We start from the raw sequence: 19,858 nt of genomic DNA on the forward strand, positions 1-19,858 counted from the left end.
TGGTGGGTCGGGTCAGGCGTCGTGCAGGGGTTCGTGGGCCCGGTCGCGCACCCTGGACACCGCGATGAGCGTGCCCAGCGCGGTGAGGACGGCGTAGTAGGCGGGGATGTGGACGTCGCCGGTCTGTCCGATGAGGAACGTCATCAGCAGTGGCGCGGTGCCGCCGAAGACGGCGGAGGAGATGTTGTAGCCCAGCCCGTAGGCGGAGTAGCGCACGCGGGTGGGGAAGAGCTCGACCAGCAGGATGTGGATGACGCCCGTGTGCCCGGCGAAGATGACCGCCATGACGCTGGCGCCCACGATCGCGAGTGCGACGTTGCCGGTGCCGATGAGCAGGTAGCAGGGGACACCCGCGAGGGCCATCGCGATGGCGGCGCCGGCGATGACCTTCTTGCGGCCGACCTTGTCCGAGAGGGCTCCCATGAACGGGATCGCCACGGAGATCGCCACGAGGCTCACCGCAGTCACCAGGAGACCTTCGACCTTGCCGAAGTGCAGCTCCTTGCTCATGAAGGTGGGCATGTAGGTGAACAGGACGTAGTAGCCGGAGCCGTTCATGAGCGGGATGAACAAGGCCAGCAGCATCGCGCGCCGATGCCGGGGCGAGGAGAACGCCTCCTTCAGCGGGTTGCGTGCCAGGCCGCCTTCCTCCTGGAGCCGCGTGAAGTTGGGGGTGTCGGAGATGCGGCGGCGGATGTAGAGGCCGGTGATGCCGAGCGGGATCGCGAGCAGGAACGGGATCCGCCAGCCGAAGGACTGCATCCGCTCGGCCCCGAGGCCGCTGGTCATCGCGGCGGCGATCAGCGTGCCGGTCAGCAGCGACAGGAACGACGCGATCTGGGCGTAGCTGGTGTAGAGGCCGCGTTTGCCCGGTGGGGCGTGCTCGGCGAGGAACGTCATGGCGCCCGCGGCTTCACCGCCGACCGAGAACCCCTGCAGGACCCGCAACAGGATCAGCAGGATCGGCGCCGCGATCCCGATCGCGGCGTAGGTGGGAAGGAGGCCGATGGCGGCGGTGGCGACGCTGATCAGCATGATGACGAACACGAGCATCCGCTGACGGCCGATCCGGTCGCCGAGGTGGCCGCAGATGATCCCGCCGAGCGGGCGGAAGAAGAACGAGATCGCGTAGCCGACGAAGACCAGCATCACGGCGTTGGCCGAGTCCGGGAAGAACACCGCGGCGAGCGTGCCCGCCATGAACCCGAAGATGCCGTTGTCGTAGAGCTCGGCGAAGATGCCGACGCAGCCGGCCAGGGTCACCTTGCGGGCGGTCCTGGGATCGACCACGTTCGACTGTGATGACGCCACGGTACTCATGGTGGACTCCTTCATCGGCGGGTAAGGACGGGGATGTCGAGGGACTGCAGCACCGCGGCGGCGCGGTGCCGGACCGCGCGGATGACGGCGCGTTCGGCCCGGTGCGCGGCGACCGCCTCGGCGACCGAGCGGCGGCGGAAGCGGATGGTGTGCCCGGGTCTGGCCTGCCCGAGCGGGGAGAGGCTGGTCGAGGTGACCACGGCGAGCACCGGATAACCGGCGGTGACGCCCCGGCCGCGGTGCAGGACCAGGAGTTGATCGCCGGCGGGGACTTCCACGGCGCCGACAGGCACACCGCGGGAGAGGACCTCGCCGGAGACGGCCCGCTGGGGCACCGGGCCGCTCATCCGCAACCCGATGTGGTTGCTCGACGGTGTCACGACGTAGGCGGCAGACAGCAGGCGCCCGGCCGAGTCGCCGAACTCGGCGACGTCGGGGCCGTCGGTCACGTCGATCGTCCAGCTCTCGCCGAACCGGGGCCGGGGCGGCCGGATGCGGAACAGCGGGTGCCGGAACTGCGGGTGCCCGATCGGCGGGCACTGCGCCCGGAGCGCGAGGTCGTCCCCGGGCCGCAGGAAGCGGCCGAATCCCAGGATGGTGTCGGGCGCGCAGCTGCCGAGCAGGGACTCGGCGTGGATCGAGCCGTAGACCGCCAGGTACACGCGCAAACCCAGCCGGATCCCCGTGACCGCCAGCGTCTGGCCGCCCCGGACGGCGAGCGGCTCCCACTGGGGCTGCGGGATCCCGTCGACCGTGACGTCGGCGGGGGCGCCGGTGACGGCGACGAGCACGTCGGTGGACGGTGTGCAGCTGAAGTCGAGTGCGGTGATCTCGATGAGCGGATCGGTGTCGTCGTTGCCGCACAGGGCGTTGGCGACACGTGCGGAGTACTGGTCGAGCGCGCCGTTGACGGGCAGGCCGTAGCGGGAGCGGCCGGGCCTGCCGAGGTCCTGGACGGTGGCGTGGCCGCTCTGCCGGACGGTCAGGGTGTCAGCCATGGTGGGCCACCAGGGCAGAGCCGGCGTAGTCGTCCCACGTCGCGGGGTCGATCGGCACGAACCGGAACTCATCCCCCGGCTGGTAGGGGGTGAGCTGCTCGGATCCCAGGTCGAGGATGCGCAACGGCGTCCGTCCCAGCAGCGGCCAGCCGCCGGGGGAGCGCAGCGGGCAGATCACGGCCTGCCGTCCGGCCACGGCGATCGATCCGGGCGGGACGCTGGTGCGCGGCGAGGCCAGGCGGGGCACCGGGCGGGGGAACGGCGGACCGTCCATCATGGGCGCGCCGACCGGGGCGCCCAGGCACCGCACGGTCAGGACGGTGCCGGAGTGGATCTCCACGACCTCCCGTTCGGTGATGCCCAGCTGCGCCGCGACCTCGGGCAGATCGGGCCCGTGCTCGCCGCCGTACACCACCGGCACGACGAATCGCTTCGGCGCGCGACGGCGGCTCGAACCGTGCTGTGCGCCCGCTGCCCGCCGGACCATCCGCCGCACGGCGCCGTGGTCGGTGAGGCCAGGGTCGAACTCCACCAGAAGCGAGTCGTAGGTCGGCACGACCCCGTGGACACCGGCCAGGCCGGCGTCTTCGATCGCGTCGGCGAGCCTGTGCACGACCCGCCACCGGTGCTCGGTGTCCCCGTCCAGGGCCTTCACCACGATCGCGGAGTCGCCGCAGTCGGCGATCAGGGCGCCCTCAGCCATGACACCACCCCGCCCCGGCCCGGGAAGCCAGGACCTCGGTCAGGGCCGCGATGACGACGCCGGCGCGGGTCAGCTCGTCCCGGATCCGGTGGGCCAGGGAAATCGCGCCCGCGGTGTCGCCGTGCACCAGCACGGTGTCGCACTCGACGGGCAGATCGGTGTCGTCGACGGTCCGGACCACCCCTTCGGTCACCATGCGCACGGTGCGCCGGGCGATCTCGTCCGGGTCGTCGATCACCGCGCCCGGTGCGCTGCGCGGGACCAGGGTGCCGTCGGCGCGGTAGGCGCGGTCGGCGATACCCACGATCGCGACGGGCAGGCCGCGGGTGCGGGCGGCGACGGCGAGCTCACCCTGCTGCGCCAGCACGATCAGCGAGGGATCCACGGCGGCCACGGCGTCGGCGACCGCGTCGGCGTAGTCACTGCGGGTCGCGACGAGGTTGCCGAGCCTGCCGTGCGGCGCGACGTGGCGCACGCGGGTTCCGTGGGCGGTGGCGAAGGCCTGCAACGCGCCGATCTGGTACAGCACGTCGGTCCGCACCTCGTCGGGCGTCAGGTCCATCGCGCGGCGGCCGAACCCCACCAGATCGGGGAAGCTCGGGTGCGCGCCCACGGCCACGCCGCGGCGGACGCACGAGGCGACGGTCGCGTCCATGATCCGCGGGTCGCCGGCGTGGAAACCGCAGGCGACGTTCGCCGACGTCAGGAGGTCCAGGAGGGCCTCGTCGTCGCCCATCCGGTAGGCGCCGAACCCTTCGCCGAGATCGGCGACGAGATCCACCATGCGGGTCATCTCACCCTCCGGAAAAATGCGCGGAAATGTTCTCGGAAAAACTGAGGCAATCTGCTCGAAACATCCTGTCCGAGCCCCGGGAATCCGGTGTTTCGCTGACTTTAAGCTCGGGGCCGCGGCCGGACAAATACGCGATCCGCGTGATGTGATCGGGATCCGTTATGGCAGCGGATCCCGGGCCGGCGGCGGTGGTGGCGTTACGATGGGTCACCATTCGACCGGGAAGGGGCACGCATGGACACCCGGCGTCTGTACTCGTTCGTCAAGATCGTCGACGCCGGCAGCATCACCCGCGCCGCCGACATCCTGCGCATCGCGCAGCCCGCGCTGAGTCAGCACGTGTCCATGTTGGAGCGGGACTTCAAGCAGCAGTTGCTGATCCGCAGCAAGCGTGGTGTCGCCCCGACCGAGGCCGGCCGGGCCCTGTACCGGCACGCGCAGCTGATCCTGCGCCAGGTCGAACAGGCCCAGGCCGCCGTCAGCGTCTCCGGCCGGGCCCCGGCGGGCAGTGTGTCGGTCGGCCTGGCCCCCTACAGCACCGGTGCGGCGCTGGCGCTGCCGCTGCTGCGGGCCGTCCGCGAGCGCTATCCGGACATCGTGCTGCACATCAACGAGAACTTCGGCGGCGTGATCAGCGAGGCGATCATGACCGGGCGCATGGACATGGCCTTCATCTACGACGCCGGGCCGATCCGGGGTGTGCAGTTCGAGCCGATGCGCACCGAGGAGCTGTTCCTGGTCGCGGGGCCGGGCTGCGCGGTCCCGGGCGGGGACGAGGTCGCGGCCGGCGACCTGGCCGAGGTCGGCCTGCTGCTGCCCAGCCGCATCCACACCATCCGGCGCGTGGTGGAGGCGGCCTTCGCCCGCGCGGAGGTGGAGCCGCGGGTGGTCGGCGAGATCGAGTCGGTGCTCACGCTGGTCAGCGCGGTCGGCGCCGACCTGGGCGCGACGGTCCTGCCGTGGTCGGCGGCGCGCGCGATCCTGGACACCGAGCACCTGATGGTGCGCCGGATCGTCGATCCGGTGATCGAGGTGAAGCTGTCGCTGTGCACCTCCGATCACCAGCCGTTGTCGGAGGCGGCGCTGGCCGTCCACGACCTCTTCCACGAGCTGATCGCCACTTTCCGGCCATGACCCATCAGCGGATCCGATAACGTCAGCCGGAATCGCTATTTGTGCCGCCGCGGAATCGCTCGATAACGTCGTGCGAACAGTTTGTTTTCGCGAGGAGTGCGGTATGAAACAGCGTGTCCTGAGCACCCGCGGACACCTGCCCGGAACGGGGCTGGAGCGCCTGGCCGGGCGGGTCGAGCTCGTGCGCGGGCCGGGCGACAAGCCGGGGGCCGGCGAGCTGGCGGACCTCGCGCGCGGCGTCGACGGCATCCTGTGCCTGGGCAACGACCGGATCGACGCCGCGCTGCTGGATGCCGCCGGCCCCGGGCTGAAGGTGGTGAGCCTGGCCAGCATGGGTTTCGACGCCGTCGACCAGCGTGCCGCTGCCGATCGCGGCGTCGTGGTGACCCACACCCCGGGGGTGCTGGCCGAGACCACCGCGGACCTGGCGTGGGCCCTGATCCTGATGGCCCGCCGTCGTCTCGGCGCGGCCCGTGACCGGCTGCACGCCGGCGCCTGGACCGTGTTCCGCATGGACGACTTCCTCGGGCTGGACGTGCACGGCGCCACCCTCGGCCTGGTCGGCTACGGCCAGATCGGCCGCGCGGTCGCCCGCCGCGCCGCCGGGTTCGGCATGCGCGTGCTGCACCACGACCCGTTCAGCACCGCCGGCGACGAGCTGTCACAGCCGGCGGACCTGCACACCCTGCTGGCCGAATCCGACATCGTGTCGATGCACGTGCCGCTGACCGAGGCGACCCACCACCTCATCGGCCCGGCCGAGCTGGGCAGCATGAAGACCACCGCGACCTTGATCAACACCTCGCGGGGTGGTGTCGTGGACGAGGCCGCGCTGCTGCACGCCCTGCGCGAGGGCGTCATCCACTCCGCCGGGCTCGACGTGTTCGAACACGAGCCGCGCGGGGCGGACGTCGCCGACCTGGTCGCGCAGGCGAAGCTGGTGGCCCTCCCGCACGTCGGGTCCGCCACCGAGGCGACCCGCGCGGCGATGGTGGACCTGGCCGTCGACAACCTCCTCGACGTCCTGTCCGGCCGGCCGGCGCGCACCCCGATCCCCGGCGCCGTGGCGGTGGCGCGGTGAGCCACCCGCTGTTCGACATCCGCGGCCGCGTCGCCCTGGTCACCGGGTCCAGCCGCGGCATCGGGCGCGCGCTGGCCCAGGGGCTGGCGGAGGCGGGGTGCGTGGTCGTCCTCAATGGACGTGACCGGGCCGCGCTCGACCGGACCCGTGCCGAGCTGGCCGAGCGCACCGGGGCCACGGTGCACGCGCAGGCGTTCGACGTCACCGATCCGGGCGCGGTCGCCGAGGCGATCCCGCGCCTGGAGGAGCTCGCGGGTCCCGTGGACATCCTGGTCAACAACGCCGGGATGCAGCACCGGGCGCCGTTCACCGAGTTCCTGACCGAGGACTGGCATCGCCTGCTCGAAACCAACCTCAGCAGCGCTTTCCTCGTCGGCCGCGAGGTCGCGCGGCGGATGACCGCCCGCGGCTCGGGCAAGATCGTCAACATCTGCTCGGTGCAGAGCGAGGTGGTCCGCCCCGGCATCGCGCCCTACTCGGCGACCAAGGGCGGGCTGAAGATGCTCACCAAGGGCATGTGCGCCGACCTCGGCCCGGCCGGGATTCAGGTCAACGGGCTCGCCCCGGGCTACTTCGACACCGAGCTCACCGCCGCGCTCGTCGCGGACGAGGATTTCAGCGCCTGGGTGCGCGGCCGCACCCCCGCCGGACGGTGGGGCCAGGTGGGCGACCTCGTCGGTGCGCTGATCTTCCTGTGCTCGCCGGCGTCGGATTTCGTCAACGGCCAACTGCTCTACGTCGACGGTGGCATGACCTCCGTCCTGTGAAGCGAGGAGAACCCATGCTTGCGTGTGTCGTGCACGGCGCCGGGGACCTTCGGGTCGAGAACCGTGCGCCGGCGGAACCGGGCGAGGGCGAGATCGCCGTGGACGTCTCCTTCGGCGGCATCTGCGGATCGGACCTGCACTACTACCACCGCGGCGCGGTCGGCGACTTCCACGTGCGGGAACCGCTGGTGCTCGGTCACGAGGTCGTCGGTCACGTCGCGGCCCTCGGCTCCGATGTGGACGGTCCGGCGGGCGGTACGCCGGTGGCCGTCCACCCGGCCACACCCTGCGACGACTGTCCGGAATGCACCGGCAACCACCGGAACGTCTGCGCCGACACGCGCTACCTCGGCAGCGCGGCCCGGTTGCCCCACGTGCACGGCGGGTTCGCGCAGCGCATCACGGTGCCGGCGGCACAGGTGCGCGCGCTTCCGCCCGGGCTCGAACTCGAACGGGCCGTGCTCGCGGAACCGTTGTCGGTGGCGCTGCACGCGGTGCGCCGGGCCGGTGACGTCACCGGCCGGCGCGTCCTGGTCACCGGTGCCGGGCCGATCGGTTGCCTCCTGGTGGCCGCACTGCGCCGGGCCGGCGCGGCCGAGGTCGTGGTCAGCGACCTGCTGGACGCGCCACTCGCTCTGGCGTCGAAGGTCGGCGCCACCTCGGTGGTGCGGGCGGACGATCCGGCGGGGCCGGGGGAGGCGGACATCGCCATCGAGGCGTCCGGGTCCCCGGCCGGGCTGCGCACCTGTCTGGAACGGGTGCGCCGCGCCGGCCGGGTCGTCCTGCTCGGACTGCTGCCGCCCGGTGAGGTCGGATTCCTCGGCAACGTGGTCGTCACGCGGGAACTGACCCTCGCCGGAGCGTTCCGGTTCGACCGCGAATTCGACGAGGCGCTCACCCTGCTCGCCGACGGCCTCCCGGTTGATCCGGTCGTCACCCACACGTTCCCGCTTGAGCGGGCCACGGAGGCGTTCGACGTGGCCGGCAACCGCGCGGTCGCGTCGAAGGTCCTGCTCGACCTGAGCTGATCAACCAGAGGGGGCCCTTGCCGCCGGCTCGACACGGTGGCTGTGCCCGGCCGTCACGGGTGGAGGCCGGTGACGGCGGCGCCGGATTCGGGGTTGTAGGGGAACGAGAGGTGCTGGTGGATCAGCTGCCATTCGCCGTCGCGTCGCTGGAACACCCGGGTGCCGCGGGACCAGCTTTCGGTGGTCGTGCCGCCGGTGTCCTCGGCGATCATCCGGTTGAGTCCCCAGGCCACGGCGAGGTCACCGCGGACCAGGACGGTCATGTCGGGCACCTCCCACCGGACCACCGCGTCCGACCAGTCGAGCCCCCGCCGGCACACCTCCCGCACGGCGTCCCGGCCGAGGTGCTGCAGGGGCGTGTCGTGCTCGTAGGAGACGACGTCCTTGGCGATGGGGGCCATCAGCCCGTCGAGATCCTTGCGGGTGGTGGCCGCGAACCACCGTTCGTGCAGGGCCCGCACCTCGGCTTCCGCGTCCGTGCCGTCGTCCTGGTCGGCATGCGGGAACGAGTGGTGTTCGTGCGCCACGGTCCAGCGGTCGTTCTCCTTCCGCAGGCCCAGGGTGAGCCGCAGGCGCCGGGCGGGGTGCCGGGCGAGTTCGTCCGGGGTGCCGCAGCGCAGCAGGGCGTGGGCGAACGCGACGTCCGCACCGGCGGTGATCTCCACGGACTCGAGGTCGAACACCGCGCCCTGGGCCTGCCAGGAGAAGAAGGCAGGCCAGGTGTCCCGGTAGGCGTCGAGGCCCCGAACGCCCGTGTCCGGCGGCGGCACGTCGAACATCACGATGTCGCCGGCGTGGCCGGCGAGCACTCCCTCGAGGTCGCCCCTGTGCACGGCGCCTGCCCAGTGCTCGATCAGGGTCCGGATCTCCTGCTCGTCCGTGGTCATCGCGATACCTCACATCGGTCTCGGCGGAACTGTCACCACTGACACCCGCGCCGGGACCGAAACTCATCGCGTGATCGTGGGCGGCAGACCGAAGCGGGCGAAATCCGCGGTCAGGAACGACACGACTTCGGCGATCCGGTCACCGCGCAGCGCCAGCACGTCCAGGCCGGCGGGCAGGTAGGCGGCGCCGTTCCACAGGTAGGTGCCGAAGGCGACCTGCCCGTTGGCGTGTGCGGGCACGAACCGCCACCGCCCGGTGAGGGGCCCCTCGGCCAGGAACGCCCGGATCGCGTCCCGGCCCTGGAACCACAGCGGTTCGGGCGGCATCGAGTAGCGGGCGTCCTCGGCCAGCATCTCCACGATCGCGTCGACGTCACCCCGTTCCCAGGCGGACGCGTACCGGCGCGCCAGGTCACGCACCCGGTCGCCGCCCAGCGCGCGCAACACCGTCTGCTGGCCGGCACCGGCGCGGAGCGGTTCGAGGGTGGCGCGGGCCCGCTGAAGGGAGCTGTTCACCGACGCCACCGTGGTCTCCAGCAGCGCCGCGACCTCCCGGGCGGAGAACCCGAGCACCTCCCGCAGGATCAGCACGGCTCGCTGACGGGGGAGCAGGTGCTGCAGCGCGGCGACGAAGGCCAGCTCGATGCTCTCCCGCGCCACCGACTGCGCGGCCGGGTCCAGCAGCGAGTCCGGGTAGGGCTCCAGCCAGGCCACCTCGGCCGGCTGTGTGCCGTCCGCGAGCCCGGCCGGCAGCTCCCGGCGGCGACGTCGCTCCAGCAGGGTCAGGCACCGGTTCGTCGCGATCTTGTAGAGCCAGGGGCGGATCGAATGCCGTGGTTCCAAGCCGTCCAGCCCGCGCCAGGTCCGCACGAGCACTTCCTGGACCGCGTCCTCGGCGTCGTCGAGGGAGCCCAGCATCCGGTAGCAGTGCGCCCGCAACTCGGCCCGGAACGGCCCGACGAGCCGCTCGAAGGCCGTCGCGTCGCCCTCCTGTGCGGCCTTCAGCAGCAACGCCAGGCCCTCGCCGTCCCCCGACATCCACCCTCCCGCGCCAGAACCGGACGAACCGCCCGCATCCTCCGTCATGGTGCCACGGTGTAGCGGTGGTCGGCCCGAGCCGCAGAGCCGGACCACCCGTGGCTGCGACTCTGTTACGGGTGCAGTTCGCGCAGGACCCAATCGCTGGTCAGCGGCCCGAGACGGCGCCCGTTGTCACTCGAACGGCCGTTCTGGATCTCGGCGAACGGCGTTACGGTTCGATCGTCGACAGGGGAGGGTCGATGACTCAGTTGCCGATTTTCGGTCAGCCGGGCGAGCCGCAGGAGAAGCCTGCCGGTGATCAAGCCGTCGATCTGAAGGTGTTGATCACCGTCAAGGCGGCTCCCAACCCGTCAGAGAAGTACGGGGAGACCGTGTGTGTCGCGGGTTTGAGTCTGGACCCGATGCGACCGGGCTGGATCCGCCTGTACCCGATCAACTTCCGTGAGCTGGGAAGCCAGGAGAGCTTCAAGAAGTACGACATCGTGACGGTCAAGGCAGTGCCGGCCAGACAGGACAGCCGGCGCGAAAGCTGGCGCCCGCAGATGCCGACGCTCAAGGTGGTCGGGCACCTCAAGGCGTGGGATCCCCGGCGTCGGTGGCTGGACCCGGCGATCGGCACGGACACCACGATGTGCCGGTTGCGCCGTGACGCGACGATGGCCAGCCCGTCGCTTGCGTTGCTCCGGCCGCGACGGATCACCGATCTGCGTATCACCCGCCATCCCGGTTGGTCCAAGCAGCAGCGGGCCAAGATCGACGCCTACGTCGATCAGCTCAGCCTGTTCGGCAACGAGGATCGCACACCGCTGCGGGCGCCCCGGTTCTCCGGTACCTACCACTACGAGTGTGCAGAGCCCGGCTGCGGAGGCCACAAACAAGGCTTCCTCGACTGGGAATTCGTCGCGTTCCAGCTCCGACACCTGAGAGGGCTGGACGATGTGACTGCAGCGCAGCGCCTCAAACAGAGGTTTTTCAACCAGCTGTGCGGTCCTGACCGCGACGTCGCCTTCTATGTCGGCAATGTCGCGGCGCACCCGCGCACGTTCAGCGTCCTCGGTGTCTACTGGCCACCTCGAGCGGGATCAGGTCGGCGGTAACCGAGTGGTGATCTCGTCGAGCACGACCGCACGGTGGCAGCGCCGCTGGTCGGCTTCGAAGCACAGCACAGCTATGAGTTCGGTTCTTGCAAGGTTCGCCAGCTCGTCCAGGCTCCGCTGAGCGGGCTCTGTTTCCAGGGTCGCGGCATAGCGCGCCCTGGCTCCGGCCAGCTCGGCCTCGGAACCGGCGAAGCCAGCACGATTGATCTTCGGGTTGCCGAGCTCACGGCGGTGGTCGTACTGGATTCCCGCGGCGGTCAGAGCGTCACGCAGGGCCGACTTGCTGAACCCGCGCTTGCGCGAGATCGGGGTCAACCGCACGTCCACCAGCCTGGACACGCCGCGTCGCAGGAGGTCCTCGACAAAGCCCTGGATCTCCTGTCCTTCGTAGCCGACTCCGATCGCGCCACTCCGAACACGAACATCAACCGCGCCCGTCCTCCGCATGTCGCCACCCTTTCATGGGTGTGCCCAGAGCACTACGTCAGCCTCCAACTCGGTGCGGACGCGAAGGTCGCCCCCGCGTCGGTGGCCTTGAGCTGAGCTCGCCAGGACACCTGTCCCGGTGTGTCGACCGGGTATAGCATGTGTTATATGGAGCACGGGGATGAGCTGGCCGTGTCGTTGGCCCAGGTGGCGGCGGAGGCGGACCGGATGCGCGCTACGGCCAGCGCCTCCCTCCGCGAGGCCGTCGGGAAGGCGGCCGGCCAGGGGATGACGCAGAAGCAGATCGCCCAGGCCATCGGGCGGAGCCAGCCGGAGGTCTCGCGGTTGATCAGGGCTTATCGCGCCACGCGGTTCCACCCCACCTCGCCGGCCGGGCGGGTTCTGGCCCGGCACCGGAGCGAGGTTCTGGCGCTCGCGCACGCCCACAAGGCGAGGAACGTTCGCGTCTTCGGCAGCGTCGCACGTGGGGAAGATGATGAGGGCAGCGACATCGATCTGCTGGTCGATCTCGACCCGGGTGCTGATCTGGTCGACCTCGCCGCCCTGGATATCGAGCTGGAGCGGTTGCTCGGCTACCCGGTCGACATCGTGCCCGCCCGGATGCTCAAACGCGATATCAAGTCGTCGGCGCTCGCGGAGGCTGTCGAGCTGTGACGAGACGCCGTCGCAAGGATTCTCAACACCTCGCTGATGCACGGGAACACCTGCGCGTGTTGCAGGAGCATCTCGCGCGTGGTTCGCTGGCGGACACCCTGATCAGGGACGCCGTGAGCCACCGGCTCGAGGTCGCCGTCGATGCTGTCGGCAAGGTGAGTCCGAGCCTGCTGGAGGCCGAAGCGCCGGAGGATTGGCCAAGAATCGTGGGCATGCGGAACATGCTCGCGCACCAGTACGCCGACCTCGATCAGGAGATCCTTCAGAACACGATCGACAACCGGCTGCCTGATCTCATCCGGCTCGTCGACCGTCTCCATGAACTGGCGGTATCCCGCGAGCAGTAGGGGCACGACGAGATCGCCCTCGACGGGAAGCGCGAGGTTAAATCAAGCGGTCTCGTGGCTGAGGAGCCCGCAGCGTGACCGTCAGGCCGGCTCCTCCGGTGCTGGCCTGGCTTGAGGCGGCCCTGGTCAGGGGGCCGCGGCCGCTTGCTGACGTGTTCGCGCCGCGTCCGTGGCGCGTCTGTCCAGAGTGGAATTTCGATTCTGCAAGCTGTGCCTCAGGATTCCACGGCATCCTCCGCCTGCGCGGCGGCGAGCGAGTCGGCAGCGGGACTCGCCACCGTCGCGGCGCGGAACGCGGCCACGGTGTCCCTGCGGTCGTTTCGCCGGCTGGCGATGGCCACGACGGGGTCTGGTCCTTCGAGCGGCAGGTAACGCACCCCGGGGTGGGGGAAGAAGCGGGTGGCGGGTTCGCCGTGGAAACCGATCCGGCCCGTGGTGGCGACCGCGGTCGCGACGTGGGCGGGGGAGCGGACCTCGACGTCGCGTCTGGTGGGTGCGCCGCCCCAGTCCACCAGTCCTGGTTGGCCGACCAGCTTCACGCGGGGCACGTGGGCGATGTCGGCCGCGCTGAGGTGCCCGGCGTCGGCGAGTTCCGATTCGGCCGGTACGACCGCGCAGCGTGCGGTGTTCATCACCGGCTCGACGAGGAGGTCGTCGGCTCCGCCGACGTCGTGCAGGACCGCGACGTCGACCTCCCCGGCGCGCACGGCGTCGTACTGCGTCGTCCAGTCCAGCTCCCGGTAGGACAGTTCGAGTTCCGGGTGGTGCGTGGCCAGCAGGGTGCGCGTGGCGGCCCACCGGTCGGCCAGACCGAACCCGAGCACCCCGACGCGCAGGACCGGCTCGGCGTGATCCCCTTCGGCGGTGCGCATGAGCTCGTCCATCTCCGCCAGCACCCGGCGCGCACGGGGCAGGAACCGTTCCCCCGCCGGGGTGAGTGCGACGCGGCGGCTCGTGCGCTCGAACAGCTTCACGCCGAGCTCGCGCTCCAGCTCCTGGATCCGCCTGCCGAACGGCTGCGCCGCGATGTAGTGGGCACGCGCGGCGCGGCCGAAGTGCAGTTCCTCGGCCAAGGTGAGGGCGTAGCGCAACGACCGGACGTCCATGTCCCAGCACCTCTTCCAGGTCGACGCGCCCCGCTCGCCGGGATCACAACCGATTCGGCTCATGTTCCGGCGCGCCGGGCCAGCCATGCTGCTGCCAAGCAACGACGCTCGGAGGACATTATGAGCTCACATCGCACCCTCGTCCGCAACGGTCACATCCTCACGATGGATCCCGCGCTCGGGGATTTCCCGGCCGGGGACGTGCTGATCGAGGACGGCGCGATCGTGGCCGTCGGGCCCTCGCTTCCGGTGACCGACGCCGAGATCCTGGACGCGACGGGGCATCTGGTGCTGCCGGGCCTGATCGACACGCACCGGCACACCTGGCAGTCCCTGGTCCGCGGCATCTGCGGGGACTGGACTCTCGCCGACTACTACTTCGGCATCCGGCTCGGCGTGTCACCCGCCTACACCCCGGACGACGTCCGGCTCGGCAACTTCTACGGCGGGATCGACGCGCTGAACGCCGGCGTCACCACGCTGCTGGACTTCTCGCACTGCAACAACACCCCCGACCACTCCGACGGTGCGGTGCGCGGGCTTCAGGAAGCCGGGATCCGCGCGGCGTTCTGCTACGGGTTCTTCGAGAGTTCGCCGGAGGCGAGCCGGTTCGGCGAGCATCAGGCGCGGGTCGCCGACTTCCACCGCATCGCCGACACCTATTTCGCCTCGGATGGCTTGCTCACCTTGGGCGTGTCGCTGTCGGAGATCTTCGGGCTGCCGTGGGAACACACGGTCGCCGAGCTGGCCGCGGCTCGGGAGCGCAGGGCGCTGCTGGTCAACCACGCCGGCTGCGTGTTCGGCAGCGTGCTCGCCACCGGGATCACCGAGATGGAGGCCCTCGGGCTGCTCGGACCGGACATGGTCCACGTGCACTGCTGCAACTTCGGCGACGCCGAGTGGGAGGCGATCGCCCGCACCGGCGGGAAGGTGTCGATCTCGGTGGAGACCGAGCTGAACATGGGCTTCGGCCGTCCCGTCTTCGACCGCTGCCGCCGGCACGGGGTGCAGCCGACATTGTCCGCCGACGTCGTCTCGCTCAACAGCGGCGACCTGTGGCACGAGCTGCGCTACGGCCTCGGCTTCGCCCGCGCGGAGGCCGACCTGCCGGTCAACACCGCGGGCGCGATGCCCGGCTCCGTCACCTACACGGCGCGGGAGGCGCTGAACTGGAGCACCGTCAACGCCGCGGAGGCCCTCGGACTCGGCGACAAGATCGGCTCGCTGACCCCGGGCAAGCGGGCCGACCTGATGCTGGTCGGCGGACCGGCGCTCGAGCAGCACCCGCGCGTGGACCCCTACGCGACGCTCGTCTTCCAGACCGCGGCGGCCGACGTGCGCACGGTGCTCGTGGACGGCAAGGTCGTCAAGCGCGACGGTGTGCTGGAGGTGGCCGATCTGGCCGCGGTCACCGCGCAGGCCGACGCCGCGGCCGACCGGATCCTCGGCAGGCTCCGCGACACCGGGCGCGCTCTCCCCGGCACCCCGGAGGGGGCGTGGGCCGCGGTCGAGCCGACGGCGCGCGAGTTCCACGAGCAGGCGGTGCGGGAAGCGAAGAACAAGGGAGGACGGCACCTGTGAAATGGGTGACCTACGAGGCCGGCGCCGGTGCGCGCACCGGTGCGCTCGACGGTGACACGGTTCGCGGGCTTCGCCCCGGCATCGACCTGTTGACGCTCGCCCAGAGCGGCGCCGAGGCGCTGGCCGAGGCGGGGGAGACCGCCCGTCGTGCCCCGGAGGAGGTCCGTCCGCTCGACGATGTCCGGTTGCTCGCGCCGCTGCCGCGCCCGCCGTCGGTGCGCGACGGGTTGTGCTTCCTGGGCCACCTGCGCGGCTGTTACCGCGCGCTCGGGCGCAGTGCGGAACTGCACCCGGCCTGGTCCGAGGCGCCGGCGTTCTACTTCGGCAACGCCGCCTCGGTCGTCGGGCCGCACGACCCGGTGCCGGTCGCGCCCGGCTCCCGCATGTTCGACCTGGAGCTCGAGGTGGGTGTGGTGATCGGGCGCGGCGGCGTGGACCTGCACCCGGCCGCCGCGGAGGACCACATCCTGGGGTACACGCTGTTCAACGACTGGACCGCCCGTGATCACCAGCTGCACGACCTGGCGACCGGCATCGGCATGGGCAAGAGCAAGGACAGCGCCCTCACGCTCGGGCCCGCGCTGGTCACCGTGGACGAACTGGCGGAGTACCGCGTGGACGGACGGCTCGCCATCGAGCTGCGGGCCACGGTCAACGACCAGGAGATCACCCGCGGCCGCCTCGACCAGATGGACTGGACGTTCGGCGAGTTGCTCGCCTACGTCTCCCGCGGCGTGGATCTCGCGCCGGGGGACGTGATCGGTTCGGGCACCGTGCCCGGCGGCTGCCTGCTCGAGCACGTCGACACCCCGGACCTGGCCGAATTCACCGGCTGGCTGCGGCCGGGCGACGTGGTGTCCCTGCACGGGCAGGGACTCGGCTCGACCCGGCAGACCGTCGTCGAGGGGACCGGCGTCATTCCGCTGCGGCCGTGCTCGCCGAAAGGACAAGCTTGATGCGCAGACTCATCGACATTTCCGCGCCCCTGCGGGCCGGAATCGCTTCCGACCCTCCCGGGCTCACGCCGGAGATCGAGTACCAGTCGCACGCGCAGACCGCCCAGGATCTCCTGGCGTTCTTTCCCGGCGCGACCATCGATGACCTGCCCGACGGCGAGGGCTGGGCATCCGAATGGGTGCGGCTGACCACCCACAACGGCACGCATCTCGACGCGCCGTACCACTACTCGGCCACCATGAACGGTGGCGAGCGCGCCATGACCATCGACGAGGTTCCCCTGGAGTGGTGCCTGCAACCGGCGGTGAAGCTCGATTTCCGCCATTTCCCCGACGGTTACGTGGCGACCGCGGCCGACGTCGAGGCCGAGCTGGAGCGCATCGGGCACGAGCTCTCGCCCCTGGAGATCGTCGTGGTCAACACGAGCGCCGGAGAGCGCTACGGCCAGGACGACTACGTGTCCTCCGGCTGCGGCATGGGCCGGGACGCGACCCTGTACCTGCTCGACCGCGGCGTGCGCCTCACCGGAACCGACGCGTGGAGCTGGGACGCCCCCTTCGTCCACACCGCCGCCCGGTACGCCGCCGAGCAGGACCCCTCGATCATCTGGGAGGGACACCGGGCGGGCCGGGAAATCGGCTATTGCCACCTCGAGAAACTGCACGACCTCGAGCAGCTGCCCGCCACCGGGTTCGAGATCTCCTGTTTCCCGGTCAAGGTGCACGCCGCCTCCGCAGGCTGGACCCGCGCGGTGGCGATCTTCGACTCCTGAGCCGCTCACCGGGTCCTGCCGCGCGTCGCCCCCACGGTCCGGGTGATCACCGGCGACGGCAGCGACGTGCCCGCGGACGGCGTGACGACCCGGGCAGATCGCCTTGCGCGGCAACAACGTCATGCTCGGCTACCTCGACGACGAGGAGGCGACGGCGGCCGCGGCCCCCGACGGGTGGCTGCGCACCGCCGACATCGGCGTGATCCACCCCGACGGTTACGTCGAGCTGCGCGACGGCAGCAAGGACATGATCATTTCCGGCGGCGAGAACATCCCAGCGTCGAGGTGGAGCAGGCGATCGCGGAGTACCCGGCCGTGGTGGAGGTCGCGGTGAACGGCGTGCCGGACGACAGGTGGGGCGAGGCGGTTCAAGGCCCCGAAGTCGGTGACCTTCGGCGAGCTGCCGAAGACCTCGACCGGCAAGATCCAGAAGTACCTGCTCCGGGAGCGCGCCTGGGCCGGGGCGGAGCGCCGGATCGGGTGAGATCGCGCGACCCGCGGCACCAGGCACGGCGGCAACTGCGTGCCCGTGTGGTGGTCACAGCGAAGCTCCCGCGCACTGGACGAGTTGCTGTCCGGTGATCGAGCCGCCCCACGGGCCGAGGAGGAACGCGGTCAGGCCGGCGACCTCCTCGGGCGTCACGAACCGGCCCAGGGGCGGCAGCTGGGGTGGCGTGCGGGACCGTCGCGGGTCGGCCAGCATCGGCGTGTCCGTCGGGCCGGGGGCGACCACGTTGACCGTGATCCGGCGCGCGGCCAGTTCCGCAGCCCAGGACCGGGCCAGCGCGAGCAACGCCGCCTTGGTCGCCGCGTACTGGCTCTTGCCCGGCACCCCGGTCATGGTGCGGCTGCCGATCAGCACGACGCGCGCCCCCTCGGGCAGCCGCGGCGCCAGTGTGTCCACCAGGGTGGTCGCCGCGGCCACGTGCACCCGCCACATCTCCTCTCCGTCCGCATCGGACAGTGAGCCCAACGGGGCCGAGCGCTGGAGCCCGGCCGCGTGCACCACCGCGTCCGGCGTCGGCACGCCCACCAGGAGGCTCCGCAGTTCCGCGGGGCGCGTGAGATCAGCGGGCAGCCACCGCAACGCCGGCTCCGGCTCCGGCTCGCGGCGGCTGAGCCCGGTCACGCTCCAGCCCTCCGCGAGCAGCCTGCGGCCGATCGCCGCCCCGATGCCCGAGCTCACACCGGTGACCAGCGCCTCAGGCATCGGCCACCCACGCCGGGGACACCCGGACGTACTTGATTGCCTGCCGGAAATAGGTGAACGCGATGTGCAGGTTCCCGTCGGCGGTCTGCACGATCGACGGGTAGGACAGCTCCCGGTTCAGCTTGTCCCGCGAGTTGTTCGTCATGCAGTGCCCGTCGCCGACCTCCAGGTCGCGCCGTCGCCACGTCCGGCCGTCGTCGGCGGACAGCGCGAGGCTCATCGGTGCTCGGGGCGCTCCCCAGAACGCGCCGCCCTCGCCCGGTTGCGGCTCCGGCGCGGTCTGCTCGGCGAGCCCGTCCTCGGAGATCTCGTCGTACAGCGACACCCGCCGCCCGGTCGCGTCGGCCCGGCTGCTGTGGTTGTAGACCAGCGCGAGACGGCCGTCGAGCAGCGGCACGTACTGGATCGACGAGTTGTTGTTGGGCAGCCCGCTCGCCTCCGGCGCGCTCCAGGTCCAGCCATCGTCGGTGGAGGCGCTGCGGTACACGTGGTCGGCCCAGCGGCTGCGGAACAGCGCCAGCAGCGACCCGTCGCCCAGCCGGTGCACATTCATGTGCACGCACCCCGTGCTGTCCGGCACCGGGCGCTCGGTCCAGGTGTGGCCGCCGTCGTCGGAGACCATCACCGCACTCGTGTCGTGGTCGCCGACCCACTTGCGTCCCCGGGTGGCCACGCAGTGAAACACCGGCAGCAGCCACCGGCCGGAGGGCAGGACCACCGGTGGCTGCCGGACGAAGACCCCGCCGTCGGCGGTCGCCGGGAACAGCGTCCGCGGTGGGGTCCACGCGCGGTTGCGGTGCACCCGGACGCGGACCTCCGCGGTGTCCTGGTTCCCGGCCCGCTGTGCGGTGTAGAACAGCCACAGTTCGCCATCGGGGGACACCGCGAGCACCGGGTTCTGCTCTGAGCGTGTGTCGTCGTGCGACAGCCGCTCCGGCTCGGTCCAGGCTTCGCCGCGCAGGCGGGAGAACCAGATCGAGATGTCCGGCACGCCCTCCTGTGTGCCGCCGAACCACACGCACGCCAGGTCCCCGTCCGGCAGCACGGCGAGGTTGGCGGCGTGGTTCTGCACGGCCGGCGCGGGCAGGAACGCCTCGGCCGCACCGTCGGCGCGGGAGCGGACGATCCCGTCCGTGGTCAGCGACGCGGTCATCGGGCCTCCTCGCCGCGCGCGGCAGCCAGGTGCGCCCGCGCCGTGTTCTCCAGGTGCACCACGTCGGAGGCGACCGAGGCGAACGTGTAGCCCTGCGCCAGCCGGGCCGCCGCCGTCGCGCCGTCCGGGGTGTGGATGCCCGCGGCGATGCCCGCAGCCTTCGCCGCGTCACACACCGTCCGTACCGCCGCCTCGAACTCGGCGTCCACCGAGCGGTCGGCCACATGCTTCCCGCCGACAGCCAGCCGCAGGTCCGAGGGCCCGACGTACACCCCGTCCAGGCCGGGGGTCGCGCAGATCTCCTCGACCGCGGCCAGGCCCTGCGGGGTTTCGATCATCGCGATCACCACCGTCGCCGCGTGCGCGTCCGCCGGCGCCGGCCCGATCCGCAACCCGGACCGCATCGGCCCGTAGGAGCGGCGGCCCACCGGCGGGTACCGCGACGCCGACACGGCCTTCGCCGCGTCCTCCGCGCTGTCCACCAGCGGCACGATCACACCGGCGGCCCCGGCGTCCAGCGCGCGCCCGATGGGCGTCGGGTCGTTCGCCTCGACCCGCACCAGCCCGACCGACGCGCCACCGGCGTCGATCGCGGTCAGGGAGGACAGCAGCCCGGCGTAGCCGAGCAGGCCGTGCTGGGCGTCCAGGCACACGTAGTCGTAGCCGAGCCGGGCGATGCGCTCGGTCGCGACCGGCGCGTCGAGCACCGACCAGTAGCCGAGGATCCGCTCGCGGGAACGCAGGCGGGCGGCGAATTCCGCGGGGGTCATGCGGTGATCTCC

21 protein-coding genes and 1 pseudogene are annotated in these 19,858 nt (G+C 71.3%); 11 read left to right on the top strand and 11 right to left on the bottom strand.

What is annotated here, in order from left to right:
* Window positions 1–12 precede the first annotated feature (12 nt).
* From AMYTH_RS0103430 to AMYTH_RS0103445, 4 genes are read right to left on the bottom strand one after another with little or no spacing between them, the layout of a single operon-like run.
* The gene (locus tag AMYTH_RS0103430; protein WP_027929127.1) at window positions 13–1,320 is read right to left on the bottom strand and encodes an MFS transporter; all 1,308 of its coding nucleotides are present in this window, start codon (window positions 1,318–1,320) and stop codon (window positions 13–15) included.
* Between the two features lie 11 nt (window positions 1,321–1,331).
* Window positions 1,332–2,318 carry a 5-oxoprolinase subunit C family protein gene (locus AMYTH_RS43640; protein ID WP_037322197.1) on the bottom strand — a complete coding sequence of 329 codons (987 nt, stop codon included), beginning with the start codon at window positions 2,316–2,318 and terminating at the stop codon, window positions 1,332–1,334.
* The gene (locus tag AMYTH_RS0103440) at window positions 2,311–3,021 is read right to left on the bottom strand and encodes a 5-oxoprolinase subunit B family protein (RefSeq protein WP_027929128.1); all 711 of its coding nucleotides are present in this window, start codon (window positions 3,019–3,021) and stop codon (window positions 2,311–2,313) included. Before AMYTH_RS0103440 ends, AMYTH_RS43640 begins: the two co-directional genes overlap by 8 nt.
* On the bottom strand, window positions 3,014–3,814 hold the full coding sequence (locus tag AMYTH_RS0103445) for a LamB/YcsF family protein (RefSeq protein WP_027929129.1): 801 nt from the start codon (window positions 3,812–3,814) through the stop codon (window positions 3,014–3,016). Before AMYTH_RS0103445 ends, AMYTH_RS0103440 begins: the two co-directional genes overlap by 8 nt.
* Window positions 3,815–4,048: 234 nt before the next feature.
* Here AMYTH_RS0103445 and nac point away from each other — a divergent pair, with 234 nt between their 5' ends.
* From nac to AMYTH_RS0103465, 4 genes are all read left to right on the top strand, one after another.
* On the top strand, window positions 4,049–4,948 hold the full coding sequence (gene nac, locus AMYTH_RS0103450) for a nitrogen assimilation transcriptional regulator NAC (RefSeq protein ID WP_027929130.1): 900 nt from the start codon (window positions 4,049–4,051) through the stop codon (window positions 4,946–4,948).
* 103 nt (window positions 4,949–5,051) lie between these two features.
* Window positions 5,052–6,029 (top strand): 2-hydroxyacid dehydrogenase, encoded by a 978-nt coding sequence (locus AMYTH_RS0103455; RefSeq protein WP_027929131.1) that lies wholly within the window; start codon window positions 5,052–5,054, stop codon window positions 6,027–6,029.
* Entirely contained in the window at window positions 6,026–6,796 is a 771-nt protein-coding gene (locus AMYTH_RS0103460; RefSeq protein ID WP_027929132.1) for an SDR family oxidoreductase, read from the top strand. The genes AMYTH_RS0103455 and AMYTH_RS0103460 overlap by 4 nt, the downstream gene beginning before the upstream one ends.
* A 14-nt stretch (window positions 6,797–6,810) precedes the next feature.
* A complete protein-coding gene (locus AMYTH_RS0103465; protein WP_027929133.1) occupies window positions 6,811–7,824 on the top strand; it encodes an L-idonate 5-dehydrogenase in 1,014 nt (337 codons plus the stop codon).
* A 53-nt stretch (window positions 7,825–7,877) separates the two neighbouring features.
* On the opposite strand, the gene AMYTH_RS0103470 is transcribed toward AMYTH_RS0103465, so the two are convergent.
* Entirely contained in the window at window positions 7,878–8,711 is an 834-nt protein-coding gene (locus tag AMYTH_RS0103470; RefSeq protein WP_027929134.1) for a YybH family protein, read from the bottom strand.
* A gap of 63 nt (window positions 8,712–8,774) precedes the next feature.
* On the bottom strand, window positions 8,775–9,797 hold the full coding sequence (locus tag AMYTH_RS0103475) for an RNA polymerase subunit sigma-70 (RefSeq protein ID WP_228684556.1): 1,023 nt from the start codon (window positions 9,795–9,797) through the stop codon (window positions 8,775–8,777).
* A 71-nt stretch (window positions 9,798–9,868) separates the two neighbouring features.
* Between AMYTH_RS0103475 and AMYTH_RS0103480 the strand changes: the two genes are divergently transcribed.
* Entirely contained in the window at window positions 9,869–10,849 is a 981-nt protein-coding gene (locus AMYTH_RS0103480; protein WP_228684558.1) for a hypothetical protein, read from the top strand.
* Here AMYTH_RS0103480 and AMYTH_RS0103485 read toward each other — a convergent pair.
* Complete coding sequence (locus AMYTH_RS0103485; protein ID WP_027929137.1) at window positions 10,835–11,296, bottom strand: DUF488 domain-containing protein; 462 nt, start codon at window positions 11,294–11,296, stop codon at window positions 10,835–10,837. The genes AMYTH_RS0103480 and AMYTH_RS0103485 overlap by 15 nt on opposite strands.
* A gap of 147 nt (window positions 11,297–11,443) precedes the next feature.
* Between AMYTH_RS0103485 and AMYTH_RS47435 the strand changes: the two genes are divergently transcribed.
* Complete coding sequence (locus tag AMYTH_RS47435; protein WP_027929138.1) at window positions 11,444–11,950, top strand: nucleotidyltransferase domain-containing protein; 507 nt, start codon at window positions 11,444–11,446, stop codon at window positions 11,948–11,950.
* A gap of 56 nt (window positions 11,951–12,006) precedes the next feature.
* Complete coding sequence (locus tag AMYTH_RS43645) at window positions 12,007–12,297, top strand: HepT-like ribonuclease domain-containing protein (protein WP_037322202.1); 291 nt, start codon at window positions 12,007–12,009, stop codon at window positions 12,295–12,297.
* A 215-nt stretch (window positions 12,298–12,512) separates the two neighbouring features.
* On the opposite strand, the gene AMYTH_RS0103500 is transcribed toward AMYTH_RS43645, so the two are convergent.
* Window positions 12,513–13,403: a LysR family transcriptional regulator gene (locus tag AMYTH_RS0103500; protein ID WP_027929139.1), complete on the bottom strand. Its 891-nt coding sequence runs from the start codon at window positions 13,401–13,403 to the stop codon at window positions 12,513–12,515.
* A gap of 120 nt (window positions 13,404–13,523) precedes the next feature.
* On the opposite strand from AMYTH_RS0103500, the gene AMYTH_RS0103505 reads away from it, so the two are divergent.
* From AMYTH_RS0103505 to AMYTH_RS47615, 4 genes and pseudogenes are all read left to right on the top strand, one after another.
* Window positions 13,524–14,984: an amidohydrolase family protein gene (locus AMYTH_RS0103505; RefSeq protein WP_027929140.1), complete on the top strand. Its 1,461-nt coding sequence runs from the start codon at window positions 13,524–13,526 to the stop codon at window positions 14,982–14,984.
* Window positions 14,981–15,940: a fumarylacetoacetate hydrolase family protein gene (locus AMYTH_RS0103510; protein ID WP_027929141.1), complete on the top strand. Its 960-nt coding sequence runs from the start codon at window positions 14,981–14,983 to the stop codon at window positions 15,938–15,940. Before AMYTH_RS0103505 ends, AMYTH_RS0103510 begins: the two co-directional genes overlap by 4 nt.
* Window positions 15,940–16,713, top strand: a complete 774-nt coding sequence (locus AMYTH_RS0103515) for a cyclase family protein (protein ID WP_027929142.1) — start codon at window positions 15,940–15,942, stop codon at window positions 16,711–16,713. The genes AMYTH_RS0103510 and AMYTH_RS0103515 overlap by 1 nt, the downstream gene beginning before the upstream one ends.
* A gap of 24 nt (window positions 16,714–16,737) precedes the next feature.
* Window positions 16,738–17,197 (top strand): annotated as a pseudogene (locus AMYTH_RS47615) (AMP-binding enzyme); the annotation flags it as partial.
* 54 nt (window positions 17,198–17,251) lie between these two features.
* Here the strand turns inward: AMYTH_RS47615 and AMYTH_RS0103530 are convergent.
* From AMYTH_RS0103530 to AMYTH_RS0103540, 3 genes are read right to left on the bottom strand one after another with little or no spacing between them, the layout of a single operon-like run.
* Window positions 17,252–17,923 carry an SDR family NAD(P)-dependent oxidoreductase gene (locus AMYTH_RS0103530; RefSeq protein WP_027929143.1) on the bottom strand — a complete coding sequence of 224 codons (672 nt, stop codon included), beginning with the start codon at window positions 17,921–17,923 and terminating at the stop codon, window positions 17,252–17,254.
* Window positions 17,916–19,076, bottom strand: a complete 1,161-nt coding sequence (locus tag AMYTH_RS0103535) for a sialidase family protein (RefSeq protein WP_027929144.1) — start codon at window positions 19,074–19,076, stop codon at window positions 17,916–17,918. Before AMYTH_RS0103535 ends, AMYTH_RS0103530 begins: the two co-directional genes overlap by 8 nt.
* Window positions 19,073–19,846, bottom strand: coding sequence for an HpcH/HpaI aldolase family protein (locus AMYTH_RS0103540; RefSeq protein WP_027929145.1), 774 nt, complete (start codon window positions 19,844–19,846; stop codon window positions 19,073–19,075). The genes AMYTH_RS0103535 and AMYTH_RS0103540 overlap by 4 nt, the downstream gene beginning before the upstream one ends.
* Between the last annotated feature and the right edge of the window lie 12 nt (window positions 19,847–19,858).

This window comes from Amycolatopsis thermoflava N1165, from assembly GCF_000473265.1.
Lineage (GTDB): Bacteria > Actinomycetota > Actinomycetes > Mycobacteriales > Pseudonocardiaceae > Amycolatopsis_E > Amycolatopsis_E thermoflava.

Excerpts from the sequence above, each read along its gene's own strand:
- AMYTH_RS47435 (WP_027929138.1), top strand. The coding sequence starts at position 11,444 with ATGGAGCACGGGGATGAGCTGGCCGTGTCGTTGGCCCAGGTGGCGGCG.
- AMYTH_RS0103500 (WP_027929139.1), bottom strand. The coding sequence starts at position 13,403 with ATGGACGTCCGGTCGTTGCGCTACGCCCTCACCTTGGCCGAGGAACTG.
- AMYTH_RS0103470 (WP_027929134.1), bottom strand. The coding sequence starts at position 8,711 with ATGACCACGGACGAGCAGGAGATCCGGACCCTGATCGAGCACTGGGCA.
- AMYTH_RS0103515 (WP_027929142.1), top strand. The coding sequence starts at position 15,940 with ATGCGCAGACTCATCGACATTTCCGCGCCCCTGCGGGCCGGAATCGCT.
- AMYTH_RS0103475 (WP_228684556.1), bottom strand. The coding sequence starts at position 9,797 with ATGACGGAGGATGCGGGCGGTTCGTCCGGTTCTGGCGCGGGAGGGTGG.
- AMYTH_RS0103430 (WP_027929127.1), bottom strand. The coding sequence starts at position 1,320 with ATGAGTACCGTGGCGTCATCACAGTCGAACGTGGTCGATCCCAGGACC.
- AMYTH_RS0103485 (WP_027929137.1), bottom strand. The coding sequence starts at position 11,296 with ATGCGGAGGACGGGCGCGGTTGATGTTCGTGTTCGGAGTGGCGCGATC.
- AMYTH_RS0103530 (WP_027929143.1), bottom strand. The coding sequence starts at position 17,923 with ATGCCTGAGGCGCTGGTCACCGGTGTGAGCTCGGGCATCGGGGCGGCG.
- AMYTH_RS0103535 (WP_027929144.1), bottom strand. The coding sequence starts at position 19,076 with ATGACCGCGTCGCTGACCACGGACGGGATCGTCCGCTCCCGCGCCGAC.
- AMYTH_RS43640 (WP_037322197.1), bottom strand. The coding sequence starts at position 2,318 with ATGGCTGACACCCTGACCGTCCGGCAGAGCGGCCACGCCACCGTCCAG.
- AMYTH_RS0103445 (WP_027929129.1), bottom strand. The coding sequence starts at position 3,814 with ATGACCCGCATGGTGGATCTCGTCGCCGATCTCGGCGAAGGGTTCGGC.
- AMYTH_RS0103455 (WP_027929131.1), top strand. The coding sequence starts at position 5,052 with ATGAAACAGCGTGTCCTGAGCACCCGCGGACACCTGCCCGGAACGGGG.
- AMYTH_RS0103505 (WP_027929140.1), top strand. The coding sequence starts at position 13,524 with ATGAGCTCACATCGCACCCTCGTCCGCAACGGTCACATCCTCACGATG.
- AMYTH_RS0103465 (WP_027929133.1), top strand. The coding sequence starts at position 6,811 with ATGCTTGCGTGTGTCGTGCACGGCGCCGGGGACCTTCGGGTCGAGAAC.
- nac (WP_027929130.1), top strand. The coding sequence starts at position 4,049 with ATGGACACCCGGCGTCTGTACTCGTTCGTCAAGATCGTCGACGCCGGC.
- AMYTH_RS0103540 (WP_027929145.1), bottom strand. The coding sequence starts at position 19,846 with ATGACCCCCGCGGAATTCGCCGCCCGCCTGCGTTCCCGCGAGCGGATC.
- AMYTH_RS0103440 (WP_027929128.1), bottom strand. The coding sequence starts at position 3,021 with ATGGCTGAGGGCGCCCTGATCGCCGACTGCGGCGACTCCGCGATCGTG.